Source organism: Candidatus Symbiopectobacterium sp. NZEC127, from assembly GCF_025962675.1.
Taxonomy (GTDB): domain Bacteria; phylum Pseudomonadota; class Gammaproteobacteria; order Enterobacterales; family Enterobacteriaceae; genus Symbiopectobacterium.
Genome location: NZ_JAGFPG010000001.1, coordinates 873,726 through 889,072, shown reverse-complemented (window position 1 = coordinate 889,072; position 15,347 = coordinate 873,726). Strand labels below are relative to the sequence as shown.

Sequence of the window (15,347 nt, the reverse complement as noted above, 5' to 3'; positions counted from 1 at the left end):
GTTCGCTGATGCATAAGGTGATTTGATACATACATTGTGCAGCGAAGGTTCTTAGCATCAATGCGTATTTTTCACGCTGCAAAATAAAAAAACTGCGGGTATGGTGGGGCTTTTAGTGAATTGCGTCAACTCTTTGATTCATTTTGTGATTTGGTGCACATATTTACCCGCATCCTGTTCCAACATAAATGAAATCAACGTGTTTGCCGCAGGATTAAGTGCCGCGCGACGCGAGGTGACCAGCCACACTTCCGTGGTGGCATCCGGTTCGCTGAGTGGCACATATTTAACGCCATCCACGGAGATACGTAAAAAGGATGCGGGAAGAATCGAAACGCCCAGCCCCGCAGAGACTAAGCCCACAATGGTCATCGCTTCCCCGACTTCCTGAGTAATGTAGGGATCAATGGCATAATTTTTCAATAAACGAAGGATTTCGTCGTAGAGCGCCGTTCCTACTTCCCGGGAAAAAAAGACAAAAGGCTCGTTAGCCAATTGGCGCACGCTGATTTGCGGCTGGTCTGCCAACGGGTGGGTTTCATGCACCACCGCAACCAACGCTTCATGTAGCAGTAACTGGTGCTGTAAATCCGCCGGTAACGGATTATTGCGCATCACCCCAATATCCAGCTTTCCGCTCAGCAACGGGTCTATCTGCTGTTTGGTGTTCAACTCCAACATTTGCAGATGAACATCCGGGTAACGTTGCCGAAAATGTAGCAAACTGCGTGAAACCGCACGAATAAAAGGCGCTGAGGAGGTAAAACCAATCCGCAGTTCGCCGATTTCACCACGTTGGAGCCGGGCGGCGTGTGCAGATGCCTGTTCCACCTGGTGCAATATTCCCCAACTTGCTTTGCGAAACGCTTCGCCTGCCGGCGTCAGCCTGACATTGCGGTTGTTGCGTTCAAACAGCGTCGCGCCGATCTGCGCCTCTAATGCCTGTATCTGCTGGCTCAGTGGCGGCTGTGAAATGTTGAGCTTCTCAGCTGCCCGGCCAAAATGTAGCTCTTCTGCAACCGCAAGAAAATAGCGGAGGTGACGCAATTCGATGTTGATGGCAAGCACCCTCAAACAAATGGATGGGATTCACTAATAATATTTTAAACATATCAATTGGTATTATTAATATATTATACAAAACATTTTTACCCTTCTATGATCCATTACGCGTCCTGCACTGCATCGCACGCAGAATGCCGCATAAATTTGCCACTTTCTCCCTGTTGCCAAGGAATAGTTTTGAGTACGTCACTTTCTTCAGTATCCGATTCGGTCACCCTACCCGATGACGATCGCCGCGAAGAGCCGCTGAATCGCAAAACCCCCGTCGCGCCCAAATCACCGTATATCACCCGTGGTACGCCCGCGTTTATCCGCGTGACGCTGGCGCTGTTTTCCGCCGGGCTCGCGACCTTTGCCTTGCTGTATTGCGTACAACCGATTTTACCCGTGTTGTCGCAGGATTTTGGCATTTCTCCAGCAGCCAGTAGCCTGTCATTATCGATTGCTACGGTGATGCTTGCGGTGGGGTTATTGTTTACCGGCCCGCTCTCCGACACGCTGGGCCGCAAGAATGTGATGGTGATTTCGCTACTGCTGGCCGCGTTCTGCACGCTGATTTGCGCCTTTATGACCAGTTGGCACGGCGTGCTATTAATGCGCGCACTGATTGGGTTATCGCTAAGCGGCGTAGCCGCGGTGGCTATGAGCTACCTGAGCGAAGAGATTCACCCCAGCTTCCTGGCCTTCTCCATGGGGTTATACATTAGCGGGAACTCTATCGGTGGCATGAGTGGTCGTTTGGTTACCGGGGTGCTGACTGATTATTTCCCCTGGCGCGTGGCTATTGGGGTTATGGGCGTTCTCGCGTTGTTTGCGGCGTTGATGTTTTGGCGTATCTTGCCTGACTCCCGTCATTTTCGGCCCGGTTCGCTGCGGCCCAAATCATTGTTGATTAACACCAAGATCCACTGGCATGACGCCGGGTTGCCCTGGCTGTTCCTTCAGGGATTTTTATTGATGGGGGCCTTTGTCACCCTGTTCAACTACATTGGCTACCGGCTGCTGGCACCGCCCTTCACCCTGAATCAGGCCATTGTTGGCTTGCTGTCGGTGGTGTATCTCACCGGCAGCATCAGCTCACCGCGTGCTGGCGCGATGACGGCACGTTACGGGCGCGGCGCGGTGATGGCCGGCTCCGTCGGGCTGATGCTTGCGGGGTTATGCCTGACAGCCTTTGGCGCGTTGTGGCTGATTTTTATCGGCATGATGCTGTTTACCGCCGGTTTCTTTGCGGCACACGCCGTTGCCAGCGGTTGGATTGGCGTGCGAGCACGCCGTGCGCGCGGTCAGGCCTCTTCAATGTATCTGTTTTGCTACTATCTTGGCTCCAGCCTGGCGGGTACGCTCGGCGGCGTGTTCTGGTCACATTACGGCTGGAACGGCGTGGCGCTGTTTATTGGACTGCTGCTGCTGATTGCACTCTATGTCAGCCTGTATTTGCGGCGTAATCTGTAGAGTAATCGCAGCAATAGACTTCAGACGGTATATCCATCTTGTCTGGATGTACCGTCCCGAATCACAAAGCAGAGTGGTGCTCGATAACAGGTTCGCAGGTCACCGGGAAATTAAGCGAATTGGCGATGAAACAGCGTTCATGTGCCTGATGATGCAACGCATAAGCACGGTCAAGATCATCGCCGGGACGCAGCGTAATTTCAGGTTTAAGCACAATCTTCGTAAACGCCCCCTTTTTACCTTCCACCATCGTGCCCTCAGCGTGATCCCGATACGCGTAAACCACTATGCCAGCCTCGGCACACAAATGCAGGTACCAGAGTTTATGGCATGCTGACGCGGAAGCGACAAGCAGGTCTTCAGGGTTCCAGCGTGCCGCATCGCCTAAAAAGGCGGGGTCAGATGAGCCAGCAATAATCTGTTTATTTCCCGAGGATATTTCATAATCACGGCTGTAGGCTTGGTAGGATTCGGTTCCACATCCCTTGTTGCCGGTCCATTCAATATTGACCTGATAATGGTGTTCGCGCTGCGACATAGCGGTTACTCCTGGTGGTTTCTAGAAAAATACGTTGTAAGACAACAATATATTCTTAAAATAGGCACCGTCCACTCATTTACCGCACGATGGTAGTAACAGACTCTCCCTTACCCCCCTTTCTCGCTGCCAGACCGGTTCGAAGCACCGTTGCTGACCCAGAATATTGTTGTTACACTATAAGTATGTTGTAACTAAATCGCCGTATTAGCCATGAGATGCTATGGATCACTATCAACTGATTGCTGCCCTTCACGACACTTTTTCCACGCTGGAACAGCAGCTTATGACGTTTCGGCAGCGTTTGGCTTCGGTTACGTTGCTCAATGCACGCGTATTCACCCTCCCCACGGTGGAAAAAGGGAAAGAACACGATCCCATCACCCAGATCCCCGTTACGGCGTTGCAAGGCGAAGCGGCCTGTGAGGCGGGTCTGGCACATTTTCAGCGTTTATTTATTCATCATTACGCCGAGACGGTGAGCAGCAAAGCCGCGATTCGCTTACCCGGTGCGCTGTGTTTTCAGGTGACGGAGACTGAATACCAACATATCCGACAATCCGCCGAGACGATTAACACCTTGAAAGCGACGCTGGAGCAGTTGATTACGCGCGAATCCGGTTTGGCTGCCGAGCAACGGTTTGAATTCGTGCACGCTCACCTGCCCGGATTGATCACACTGAGCGCCTATCGTTCGCTCACGCTGTTAACAGAACCCGACACGGTGCGGTTTGGCTGGGCCAATAAGCATGTAGTCAATACACTGACGCGAGAGGCGGTAGTAGAAAAACTGGAGAAGAGCCTTCAGGCAACGCGGGGAATTTCACCGACAGACAAAGTCACATGGCACGCTCGAGTAACTCAGGAACTTATTGATATCAAAAAATTGCCGCAAGACGCCGTGTTGAAGATTAAACGGCCGGTAAAAGTGCAGCCGATTGCCCGCGTATGGTATCAGGACGCACAGAAACAGGTTCAGCACCCCTGCCCGTCGCCGTTATTGGTGCTGTGCCGCGATCCGTCACGTGTCCCGGTGATTGGTGAACTGGGAAACTACCTGGCCGACAGCGCGCAACCTAAATTCAGGCCAAAGGCTAAAGCGCTGCGGCTGTTGATTCCGCGCCTTCACCTTTATCTGGATGAAAGCGCGTAACACGGTTATCCAATATGTAGGCTACCCACCATATCCTGCGGGCGCACCCACTCATCAAACTGCGACTCGGTTAAATAACCGAGTTTCAGCGCGGACGCTTTAAGCGTTAATCCCTCTTTGTGCGCCTTCTTGGCAATCTCCGCCGCTTTATCGTAACCAATATGGGTGTTTAATGCGGTCACTAGCATCAGTGAGTCATTAAGCAGTTGTTCAATACGATCGCGGTTAGGCTCAATGCCGATGGCACAATGCTCATCAAAGCTCTTCATGCCATCCGCCAGCAAACGCACCGATTGCAGGAAATTATGGATCACCATGGGGCGATAGACATTCAACTCAAAATTTCCCGACGCGCCCCCGATATTTACCGCCACGTCGTTGCCCATCACCTGGCAACACAGCATGGTCAGCGCTTCACACTGGGTAGGATTCACTTTCCCCGGCATGATGGAGCTGCCCGGCTCGTTTTCTGGGATGCTCAACTCGCCGATACCACAGCGCGGACCGGATGCCAGCCAACGTACATCGTTGGCAATTTTCATCAGCGATGCCGCCAGCCCTTTCAATGCGCCGTGGCCGTGCACCAGTGCATCACAGGTTGCCAAGGCTTCAAATTTATTGGGTGCGGTAATGAACGGTTGTCCGGTCAATTCGGCCAGCGCACTGGCAACGCGAACCGCATATTCAGGATGGGTATTGAGACCCGTTCCCACCGCGGTACCACCGAGCGCCAGTTCACTCAAATGGGGAATGCTGTTCTCAATGTGCTTGCGGTTATGTTGCAACATGGCAACCCAACCGGAAATCTCCTGCCCCAGGGTCAGCGGCGTTGCATCCTGCAAATGGGTGCGCCCGATTTTAACGATGTCGCTGAACGCCTCGGCTTTGGCCTGTAACGTTGCCAACAGTGCATCAAGCTCGGGTAACAGATGGGTGTTGAGGGCAATGACGGCGGCCACGTGCATCGCCGTGGGGAACACATCGTTCGAACTCTGACTTTTGTTAACATCATCATTGGGATGCACCAAGCGCGCGTTACCGCGTTCTCCCCCCAATATTTCGCTGGCGCGGTTGGCCAGCACTTCGTTCATGTTCATGTTGCTTTGCGTGCCGGAGCCGGTCTGCCAGATCGCCAACGGAAATTCGCCTGGGTGTTTTTCGGCCAGCACCTCATCGGCGGCCTCAACGATCGCCGCACTTTTGTCATTCGGCAGCAGGCCGAGCGTGTTATTGACCTGTGCTGCTGCACGTTTGGTCAACGCCAGGGCGAAAATCAGCGCTTGCGGCATTTTCTCCTCAGAGATACGAAAATGCTCCAAAGAGCGCTGCGTTTGAGCCCCCCACAGCTTATTGGCGGGAACCTCAATCGGGCCCATGGAGTCTTTTTCGATACGTGTGGTCATTGGTTTTTTCTCCTAACATTCCTAAAAAGGACGGGGATCATGGCCTTGTCTGGCATCGCGATTGAGAAAACATTAACATGCACATCAAGCGCCATCGTCTGCAAGCAGAGGCAGTGTATTCATATTTAATGCATTTATTAACCTCTATAGTCACATAGTTTAACAAATTACATAACAATCGAGTGTGAACATGCAAAAAATGCGCAATAGCATCCAGCACTACGCCTGGGGAAGCAAAACAGCATTAACCGAACTCTACGGTATTGAGAATAAAGACAATCTACCGATGGCAGAGCTTTGGATGGGCGCACATCCCAAAAGCAGTTCGTGGGTGGTGAATGAACAGGGTCAGGAGCAGCGTTTACGTGACGTCATCAACGATGCGCCCGCGGAGATCTTGGGTGCCGCTATCGCTGCACAGTTTGGTGAATTGCCCTTTCTGTTTAAAGTCCTGTGCGCAGCACAGCCGCTCTCCATTCAGGTTCACCCCAGCAAACCCGCCGCAGAGCAAGGATTTGCCAGGGAAAACGCACAGGCGATCCCACTCGATGCGCCCCATCGCAACTACAAAGATGCCAACCACAAGCCAGAACTGGTGTTTGCCTTAACGCCCTTTCAGGCGATGAACGGTTTTCGCGAGCACGACGATATCGTGGCGCTATTGCAGCCCGTTGCCAGCGCACATCCGTCCATCACCGCCTATTTGCAGCAGCCCGATGACAAAAATCTGTCGATGCTGTTTGCCAACTTATTGAGTATGCGCGCAGAGAGCAAGGATCGCGCCCTGGCGGTGTTAAAAGCCGCGCTTACCTCACAGCAGGGTGAGCCTTGGGCGACGCTGCGCAACATCATTCAGGAGTACCCGAATGACAGCGGACTGTTTTCCCCGCTGTTGCTCAATGTCATCACGCTGCAACCGGGACAAGCGATGTTTCTTTATGCCGAAACCCCGCATGCTTACCTGCACGGCGTGGCGCTGGAGGTGATGGCAAACTCGGATAACGTACTGCGGGCTGGACTGACCCCGAAATACATCGATATTCCCGAACTGCTGGCGAACGTGAAATTTACCGCCAAACCGGCGAACCAGTTGTTAACTCAGCCGATTGAAGACGGCGAAACCTGCTATTTTCCGGTACCTGTCGCTGATTTTGCCTTTTCTCTGCATCACCTGAAGGCGCAGCCACAAACGCTGAACCAACAGAGCGCTGCCGTTGTCTTTTGTATCGACGGAAAAGCCACGCTGACGAAAAATGGCCAGCAACTTACGCTTCGCCCCGGCGAATCCTGCTTTTTGCGTGCGTCCGAGTCTCCCGTCAGCGTAGAGGGAAGTGGACGACTGGCGCGCGTGTATAATGGTTAGAAACATTCTTCCCTCAAAGGGATGCTTACTTAGAAAAGGAATCACACTATGAAGAAGTCTCTGGTTGCCGTCGGAATTATCGTCGCGCTGGGTGCCGTGTGGACCGGTGCGTCATGGTATACGGGCAAGCAATTGGCACAAAACATCGATACGGTAACTGCTGAATTTAACAAGCAGTTGCAGGAAACCTACCCAAATTCAGGTTTCAAGCTGGTGTATCGTGATTATCAAGGGGGCGTGTTTAGCAGTACGTTTTCGCTGGTGTTGCAGCCTGACGGTTCTGCGTCAGAAACGCGTCCGTTAGCGCCTAAACATGAAGTGGTGCTCAACGAAACCGTTTCACACGGCCCACTGCCGCTTGCGCTGCTGAAAAAAATGAATTTCCGTCCCAGCATGGCGCACATTCACAGCGAACTGGCTAACACCGAAGCGACCAAAGACCTGTTTGTGGTACTTCAAAACCAGCCGTTCGTCAGCGCAGAAACGCGCGTGGCATTCAACGGGGATACCGCTTCGGTTATCTCTCTGCGCCCGCTCGATGTTGACAGTGAAGGGACTAAATTTACCTTCAGCGGCAGTGACATTGCGCTAGACCTTGCCCACGATCTGCGTAGCAGCCGCATCTCAGGCACGGTTTCTCATTTCTTATCTGAGACCACCAACTATGAGGGCGGCAAAGAGACTATCGTTCTTGAAGGCGTTGGGCTTGAAGCGAAAAACCACCGCGGCAAGTTTAATCTGGACCTCGGCGACGGCAGCGTTACCCTGAAATCGATGAAGGTCACGCCGCCAACAAGTGACCCTGTCACGTTGAATAACTTCGTGCTCACAAGCACCATGAGCGAAGACGACAAAAACATCGCTGGCGCGATAACCTTGTCATTAGACGCGTTGCTGCTCAAAGATCGCGATCTGGGTAGCATGAAGTTCAATTTCAGTTTTAACCAACTGGATGGCGAAGCGACACAGCAGTTCGCCAAAACCTACAAGACCCTGAGTGCGTCATTCCTGGAGTCGCAGTCCGTCATGGACCCACTGCGTTTTCAGTATGAACTTGGACAATCGGTACGCAACGCCCTGCCCAGCCTGCTGAAAGGCAATCCGAACTTTACCATCGCGCCTTTGAGCTGGAAAAATGCCAAAGGTGAAAGCACGCTCAACGCCTCACTCAATTTGAGTAATCCGGCGCAGACCACGGCGTTAACACCGCCAGCACAAAGCGATGAAGAAGGCGTGATCCGCCGTGCGGTAAAACAACTGGATGTGACGTTAAACGCACCGATGGCGATGCTGGCTGAAGGCGTTGTTCAGGCCGGCGGACAGGCACAATCGGATCAAGAACATCAGCAACTGATTGCCAGTGCACAGGAGCAAGTGAAAATGCTGGCAAGCGTAGGCGAAATGAACCAGATCACCGTCACCAAAGATGACGCAATCACCAGTTCGCTGCACTATGCTGACAATCAGGTTGAGTTCAACGGCCGCAAAATATCACTGGCGGAGTTCATTGCCCCTTTTATCGATATCTCTACCGATGAAGGTGACGAAGGCGATGATGCCGAGCCGGAAACACAAGACGCACCGGCAGTCGTTCCCCCGCAAGCGCAGTAATGCATCTACCGCCTGCGCACTCTGGCAGGCGGTAACCCCCAGAATCCACAGAGTGAATGGTCATACCGTTGGACAAACACACCCTCGAGTCGCGCCAAAGCCTACTTTATTTTGCCGCAATGGCATTGGCCTGGCTGGCAGCCCACATTTTTTCTGAAACGGACAGTTGGGTAAGGTTCATCAACCCGGCGTTAGCCATTATGCTGTTCGTGACCTTTATGCAGGTGCCGCTGGTAACGTTGCTCGACGGGTTGCGCAATCTGCGCTTTATTGGCGCGCTACTGGCCGCCAATTTTATCGGCGTTCCGCTATTACTGCTGCTGATCCGCCCATTGTTACCGGATATCCCTCTGGTGCAATTCGGCATTCTGCTGGTGCTGTTAGCGCCCTGTATCGATTATGTCGTGACCTTCTGCCACCTCGGGCGCGGAGATGCCGCGCGTTTGCTTGCCTGTACCCCGCTGCTGCTGGCGATGCAACTGCTGTTGTTACCCCTTTATCTGACGCTGTTCCTGGATGACGCGGCCGCGGCGTTAATCTCGCCAGCCCCGTTTGCTGAAGCCTTTATCTGGTTGATCCTGATGCCGCTTATCGGCGCGGGTGTATTACAACAAGCTCAATCACGTTTTATGATCGCACAACGGATCGCCAACGCTGTCGGTTGGTTACCGGTGCCAGCGACGGCCATCGTGATTTTTTTAGTGGTTGCATCTATCGTGCCGCAACTGGAACTGGCGATCGACCCGGTGCGTCAGGCGTTGCCGTTTTACCTGCTGTTTGCCGTTGCTGCGCCTTGTATTGGCGCGTTGACGGCACGCCTGTTTGGCTTAAACACCGCCAGCCGGCGTGCCGTGGCATTTAGCTGCGCCACGCGCAATTCATTAGTGATCCTGCCACTGGCGTTATCGATCCCAGGCGCCATGCCAATACTGCCTGCGATCCTGGTCGCGCAAACCATGATCGAATTGATCGCGGAATCCTGCTATGTGCACGTGATCCCTCGCCTGGTGCGTAACACGCGCAGAAATCGCCCCTCGGTGTAATCCGCAATGGTATTCCATGACTTATTGTTTATACTAAACAGTACCTTAATAATTTATATGCTCACTGCACCTTGGTGCGCGCAGCGAAAGAAGCCATTATGATCGATCCTTCAATCCCGTTGACAGACATCCACCGCCACCTTGATGGCAACATTCGCGCGCAAACGATCCTCGATTTAGCACGCGAGTTTAACGTCACCCTCCCCGCGCAAACGCTTGAAACGCTGATCCCGCACGTACAGGTCATCGACAAAGCCGCTAACTTGCTGGGCTTTCTGCAAAAACTGGATTGGGGGGTTGCCGTGCTCGGTTCTCTCGATGCCTGTCGCCGCGTTGCTTATGAAAACGTGGAAGATGCAGTGCGCGCCGGTCTTGATTACACCGAACTGCGATTCTCCCCCTATTACATGGCGCAGCGTCATGGGCTTCCGTTGCAAGGTGTGGTCGAAGCGGTTATCGATGGTATACAGGCTGGCTGCCGTGATTACGACACCGATATCCAACTGATTGGTATCATGAGCCGCACCTTTGGATCTGAGGCGTGCCAGCAAGAGTTAAACGCGCTGCAAGCCTGCCGCGACAATATCGTGGCTCTCGATTTGGCTGGGGATGAACTGGGCTTCCCGGGTGGTCTGTTTTCCTCGCACTTCCGTCAAGCGCGCGATAATGGTTGGCATATTACGGTTCATGCCGGTGAAGCGGCCGATGCCGAGAGTATCTGGCAGGCGATTCGTCAATTGGGGGCAGAACGTATTGGTCACGGCGTGGCCGCCATTGTGGATAAATCGCTGATGACGCACATGGCGCAGCAGCAGATCGCCATTGAGTCCTGCCTGACGTCAAACATTCAAACCAGTACCGTCATGTCGTTAGCCGAACATCCGCTGCCCCACTTTCTGCGCCACGGTATCCTCGCAACCATTAATACTGACGATCCGGCAGTACAAGGGATCGAGATAGCGCACGAATATCTCACAGCCGCTCCGCAGGCCGGGTTGACTGCCGATGAAGTGCGTCAGGCTCAGAGCAACGGATTGGCCGTCGCGTTTCTTTCCGATTGGGACAAACAGCGTATTCGGGAAAAGGTACAACGTAAGCGCGCTCGCGCTTAAGGGGTCAGAAGCCCAACCGTACGAAAACAGCGGTCCTTTTGTTACCTGTTATGACAGCGTGAATGTATAGTGATGTGATGGACGCCTCTTCCTAATGTAGCCAGTGCCATACTTTTGCTGACTGCACTAATCCGGGAGTAACATCACATCACTACAGAACGATTTTCTTGGATTGCGGCCTTCAAATCCATAGAGAGTAGTTACAAGTTTTTCTTTACCACTCCCAATCATTATCGTCATGAATAAAACCACTATTTGTCATTGTTTTTTGTGTTATAAAACGCTTTGGAATATAACGGTCATATTTTTCTTTCTTACAAAAACAAACGAAATCATCAATGTGATTCACCCCTGTCTTTTCGTATAACATGTGCAGTCTATTTTCTACCGTGCGAGGGGATAAGAACAACAAATTAGCAACCTCTTTGTTTGATAATCCTTGTCCTTTTAGGAAAATAACTTCACATTCTTTTTCTGTAAAGAAATCACCTGGTTTTCTGAGCATCATTGAACCAGGTGCTTTTCCTTTAATAAAATCGCTAAGCGTGTAGACGTCCAGGCTTTTCATGTAAACCATTACGCCTATGCAATCTCCGGCATCATCAAGCATAGGAATCGTTGTTGCAATATAAGGTAGGTTTACAGCATCTGGGTGTAATTCTAATGAACTCACTTTCTTTTTACCACTGCTAACATTATAGCAAAGATTAGCCCAGTCATTGATAACATCTTCTTTTTCTGTAAGTTTCGAGCTTATATCACGATCGTTTTTTCCTAAAAGATCATTTTCTGATTTCACTCGAAACATTCGAACCGCTGCGTGATTGGTGTAAATATAATTATTCTCAAGATCTCTGATAACAAAAGGCTCAGGGTAGATATTCATTGAATTTGTTAGTATTCCTGGGAGTTTTATATTCATAATATTCTAATCCTCTGATATTTAATGAGATGAGTGTCCTTATGTATTCTACCATTAGTTTCATATACAAGAAGTAAATGTAATTCAGCATGCTAATAAACGTAAGCTAGTATTATGAGTTATATAAAATAAACCATCTCCCTAGTGTTGGTTTAGTGAGTATATTTTTTTTGTTCTTCTGTGTGTAGAGATAAAACACCGATAATAATAGAGTAGTTTACTCTGTTGAATTTTTTTTATAACTGTGATTCAAGACACCAGGGGCGACACCTCGCCCCTACAGGCTAATCACACGGTTTATCCAGCGCAACCGGCTTAACAGACAGCAAATCAGGTATGACAGCACGAAGGTCAGCACGCCATAGAGCACAATAAAGCCATAGACGGTCAAGAAACTGAACGCCGGATACAGCCAGTCATAAAGCGCGGTGTTGTTAATCTCTATCACGAAAATATTGTGCACCAGATAAATCCCCAACGTCTTACTGCCAACCTGACTGATCATCCCTTCAAGCCGGGTAAAACGGGTATGTAGCATCAAATAAAACAGGCAAACGGCTGAGATTTGCAGTGGCAGGTTATAAAACTTCCCGTAGAAAAATACGATGCCCCAGTGCTGCGTGAGCAGAGTCAACGCACAGAAACTGAGTAATGCCAGCGCGATCCCCGGTAAATAGTGACGTGCCGATAATGAAGTATGCTGGTACACCAATCCAAAATAGCCACCAATAAGAAAACTGACCAGACCAAATACCTGGCTGGACATCAACAATGCCGGATGAATAAACGAGGGAATAGCGAACAGGCTATTCATTATTTTCTCAACCAGCGTCACGTTGGCTAATAGAAATAGCGCGGCAATAACATAAATCAGCATCTGGCGGTTGGCATCAACAAACACAGGACGCAGCAGCGGCACGATAAAATAGAGACCAATAATCGAGAATAAAAACCACAGGTGGCTGGCCTCACTTGCGGTACGATCGGTATTAAGGTACGCCCAGAAATCGTAATGCGGTGCACGCAGCACGCGCGTCAGCACAACATTGTCATACAGGTAATAAAAACAGAGCCAGAAAACCAGTGCGATGGCGATGGCTTTTGATTTAGTCATGGCATAGCGAAATTGATCCTCGTGGCGATTATTCAGTAAAAAATAACCACTCGCCATATAAAACATCGCCACACCAAACTGTCCGGTCTGACGAATAAACAATACGCCGAAGTCCTGAGGATCGCGATTCATAAAATAGAGAGAAACATGTGAAAGAATAACCAGAAAAATCGCAACAATCTTCATCAAATCGAGACTATAAATTCGCATACCTCGCCCTTATCACCAAGAGATTGTCCGAGATAACTCACGTTGGAGAAGTATTGGTGATTTTTACGAGGGTATAATACAGAAAACGATTGTTGCTGAGGAAGATCGTTAAGGCCGGACGGTTATCCGGCCTGAAAATATCACTAAACAGCCTGAACCATTACGCCGATTTCACCGGTTGCGCATTGACCTTTTTATTGGCATAGCGCTGTGCCAACGCGGCGCACACCATCAATTGAATCTGATGAAAAATCATCAACGGCAATACCATGGCACCAACGGCAGCGGCTGGAAACAGCACGTTAGCCATAGGAATTCCGTTCGCCAGACTCTTCTTGGAACCACAGAATACAATGGTGATTTCATCGGCGGTATTAAAGCCCAATTTACGCGCCGCCAGGGTATTGACCACCAGCACAATCGCCAGTAGTACCATGGAACAAACCACCACGGCAAGCAGTGACCAGCCGTTAATTTGCGTCCAAATCCCCTGCACCACCGCTTCGCTGAAGGCCACGTACACCACCAAAAGAATTGATGACCGGTCAGTGATATTAATCAATTTGCGGTGACGTTCGACCCAGCCCGCAATCAGCGGACGAGAAAGATGCCCTAACACAAACGGCACCATCAGTTGCAGGATAATCGAGCCAATCGCGTGCAGGGTGTCCGTCTCCCCACCCTGGGTGTGCATCAACAGGCCGACCAGAATCGGGGATAGGAACACACCGAGAATGCTGGACGCAGACGCGCTGCAAATGGCAGCCGCTACGTTGCCGCCCGCCATGGAGGTGTAGGCAATCGCCGATTGTACCGTGGCAGGCAGCGCACACAGGTAGAGAAACCCGAGATAGAGCGTTGGCGTCAACACCGTGGGCACCAGTGCATTCATCCCCATACCCAGTAGCGGGAAGAGCAAAAAAGTACTGGCGAACACCACCAGATGCAAGCGCCAATGCCCCATGCCTGCCGTAATGGCTTCACGCGAGAGCTTTGCGCCGTGCATAAAAAACAGCAGTGCGATAGCTGCCGTGGTCAGATATTCGAAGAACGTTTTCGCGTTACCTTCGCACGGGAAAATCGATGCTGTCAGCACCACCACAATCAATACCAGTAAAAATTTATCAATACGAAGGCGTTGTAACCATGACGATGGAGAGAATGAAGCCATTACAGGAACCTGCTGTTTTTTAAAAAAATACAGGCAATCTTACGATCGCCTTTATCAACGAAACGCCAACAAGATCAACACTAACCTTGCATCATAAGGAGATGAAATGATAAGGCATTATGCTGTCCGATTGCGATATCACTGGTTTTTGACCATCACCGCACGTCGCTCCTGATGCGAGAGCAGGCCAAGCTCAATCAATTCCATCACCTGTATCGCCTGCTCGGCCGGCACCGGGTTTTCGCCGTTGCCTTGCAGCGCATCGCGCACCGCGGCGTAATAGGCGGGATAGTTACCGGGCAACGTGGTTACCGCCTGCTCGGCCATTACCCCGTCCTGATGTAGAGTGAGCACGCCATGGCGCGAATCCTGCCCCCAATCCGTTTGCGGCAGACGTACACCGGTTTTCAAACGATCTTCTTGCGGATCAAGGCCATATTTGATGAAGCTGCCTTTGGTGCCGTGCAGCGTAAAACGAGCAGACTCGGCGGCCACCAGCATACTGGCATGCAGCACCACACGACGCTGTGGATAAATCAAGGTGGCATGGAAATAATCCGTCGCTTTACCGCCAGGGCGCAGTTGCGCCAAATCCACATTGATAGCCACTGGTAGACCAAACAGTTGCAATGCCTGATCCAACAGATGCGGCCCCAAGTCATACCAGATTCCGCTGCCCACGCGGCCATCCTCACGCCAGCGCTGGCGCACTTCCGGGCGGAAACGGTCAAAATGGGACTCAAGATAAACCACTTCGCCCAACACACCAGTATCAATTAACTGTTTTAGCGTAAGAAAATCGCTGTCCCAGCGACGGTTGTGGAACACGGACAACAGCTTGCCGCTGTGAGCCGCCACCTGCGCCAGCTCTTTCGCTTGTGACAACATCACGGTGAAGGGCTTATCAACCACCACGTGTTTGCCCGCTAACAGCGCCTGTTTGGCCAAAGGGAAATGGGTTTCGTTAGGCGTGGGAATGACAACAAGGTCAATATCGGAACGGCTGAACAGCGCCTGCGGATCGTCAACCACGCTGACGTCGGCCCAATCCGCATGCACTTTTTGCGCATCACTGCTTGATACGGCGACCAGCTCCATCCCCGGCACGGCGGTAATCAACGGCGCATGGAACGTCTTGCTGGCATAGCCATACCCTACCAGCCCGACGCGAATGGTATCACTCATGA

The 15,347-nt window shown here is 51.3% G+C and carries 13 protein-coding genes; 6 read left to right on the top strand and 7 right to left on the bottom strand.

What is annotated here, in order from left to right; genetic code table 11:
- Window positions 1–138: 138 nt before the first annotated feature.
- Window positions 139–1,059, bottom strand: a complete 921-nt coding sequence (locus J5069_RS04245) for a LysR family transcriptional regulator (protein WP_264643724.1) — start codon at window positions 1,057–1,059, stop codon at window positions 139–141.
- A 252-nt stretch (window positions 1,060–1,311) separates the two neighbouring features.
- Between J5069_RS04245 and J5069_RS04240 the strand changes: the two genes are divergently transcribed.
- Window positions 1,312–2,520, top strand: a complete 1,209-nt coding sequence (locus J5069_RS04240) for an MFS transporter (protein ID WP_264643723.1) — start codon at window positions 1,312–1,314, stop codon at window positions 2,518–2,520.
- Between the two features lie 61 nt (window positions 2,521–2,581).
- Here J5069_RS04240 and J5069_RS04235 read toward each other — a convergent pair whose 3' ends face one another.
- Window positions 2,582–3,058, bottom strand: a complete 477-nt coding sequence (locus tag J5069_RS04235) for an OsmC family protein (RefSeq protein ID WP_264642676.1) — start codon at window positions 3,056–3,058, stop codon at window positions 2,582–2,584.
- Between the two features lie 223 nt (window positions 3,059–3,281).
- Here J5069_RS04235 and tus point away from each other — a divergent pair, with 223 nt between their 5' ends.
- Entirely contained in the window at window positions 3,282–4,211 is a 930-nt protein-coding gene (tus, locus tag J5069_RS04230) for a DNA replication terminus site-binding protein (RefSeq protein WP_264642675.1), read from the top strand.
- A gap of 5 nt (window positions 4,212–4,216) precedes the next feature.
- Here the strand turns inward: tus and fumC are convergent, their stop codons facing one another.
- Window positions 4,217–5,614 carry a class II fumarate hydratase gene (gene fumC, locus J5069_RS04225; protein ID WP_264642674.1) on the bottom strand — a complete coding sequence of 466 codons (1,398 nt, stop codon included), beginning with the start codon at window positions 5,612–5,614 and terminating at the stop codon, window positions 4,217–4,219.
- A 190-nt stretch (window positions 5,615–5,804) separates the two neighbouring features.
- On the opposite strand from fumC, the gene manA reads away from it, so the two are divergent.
- The 4 genes from manA (at window position 5,805) to add (ending at window position 10,743) form a co-directional block, all read left to right on the top strand.
- Complete coding sequence (gene manA / locus J5069_RS04220; protein WP_264642673.1) at window positions 5,805–6,977, top strand: mannose-6-phosphate isomerase; 1,173 nt, start codon at window positions 5,805–5,807, stop codon at window positions 6,975–6,977.
- Between the two features lie 48 nt (window positions 6,978–7,025).
- Window positions 7,026–8,588, top strand: a complete 1,563-nt coding sequence (locus J5069_RS04215; protein WP_264642672.1) for a YdgA family protein — start codon at window positions 7,026–7,028, stop codon at window positions 8,586–8,588.
- Between the two features lie 56 nt (window positions 8,589–8,644).
- On the top strand, window positions 8,645–9,631 hold the full coding sequence (locus J5069_RS04210) for an arsenic resistance protein (RefSeq protein ID WP_264642671.1): 987 nt from the start codon (window positions 8,645–8,647) through the stop codon (window positions 9,629–9,631).
- Between the two features lie 98 nt (window positions 9,632–9,729).
- Window positions 9,730–10,743, top strand: coding sequence for an adenosine deaminase (add, locus tag J5069_RS04205; protein ID WP_264642670.1), 1,014 nt, complete (start codon window positions 9,730–9,732; stop codon window positions 10,741–10,743).
- 214 nt (window positions 10,744–10,957) lie between these two features.
- Here add and J5069_RS04200 read toward each other — a convergent pair whose 3' ends face one another.
- The 4 genes from J5069_RS04200 to J5069_RS04185 all read right to left on the bottom strand — a co-directional run bounded on the left by J5069_RS04200 (window position 10,958) and on the right by J5069_RS04185 (window position 15,345).
- Entirely contained in the window at window positions 10,958–11,665 is a 708-nt protein-coding gene (locus J5069_RS04200) for a LuxR C-terminal-related transcriptional regulator (RefSeq protein WP_264642669.1), read from the bottom strand.
- A 277-nt stretch (window positions 11,666–11,942) separates the two neighbouring features.
- Entirely contained in the window at window positions 11,943–12,989 is a 1,047-nt protein-coding gene (locus J5069_RS04195) for an acyltransferase (protein WP_264642668.1), read from the bottom strand.
- Between the two features lie 160 nt (window positions 12,990–13,149).
- On the bottom strand, window positions 13,150–14,160 hold the full coding sequence (locus tag J5069_RS04190) for a bile acid:sodium symporter family protein (protein ID WP_264642667.1): 1,011 nt from the start codon (window positions 14,158–14,160) through the stop codon (window positions 13,150–13,152).
- 138 nt (window positions 14,161–14,298) lie between these two features.
- Window positions 14,299–15,345 carry an oxidoreductase gene (locus J5069_RS04185; RefSeq protein ID WP_264642666.1) on the bottom strand — a complete coding sequence of 349 codons (1,047 nt, stop codon included), beginning with the start codon at window positions 15,343–15,345 and terminating at the stop codon, window positions 14,299–14,301.
- Window positions 15,346–15,347: the final 2 nt, after the last annotated feature.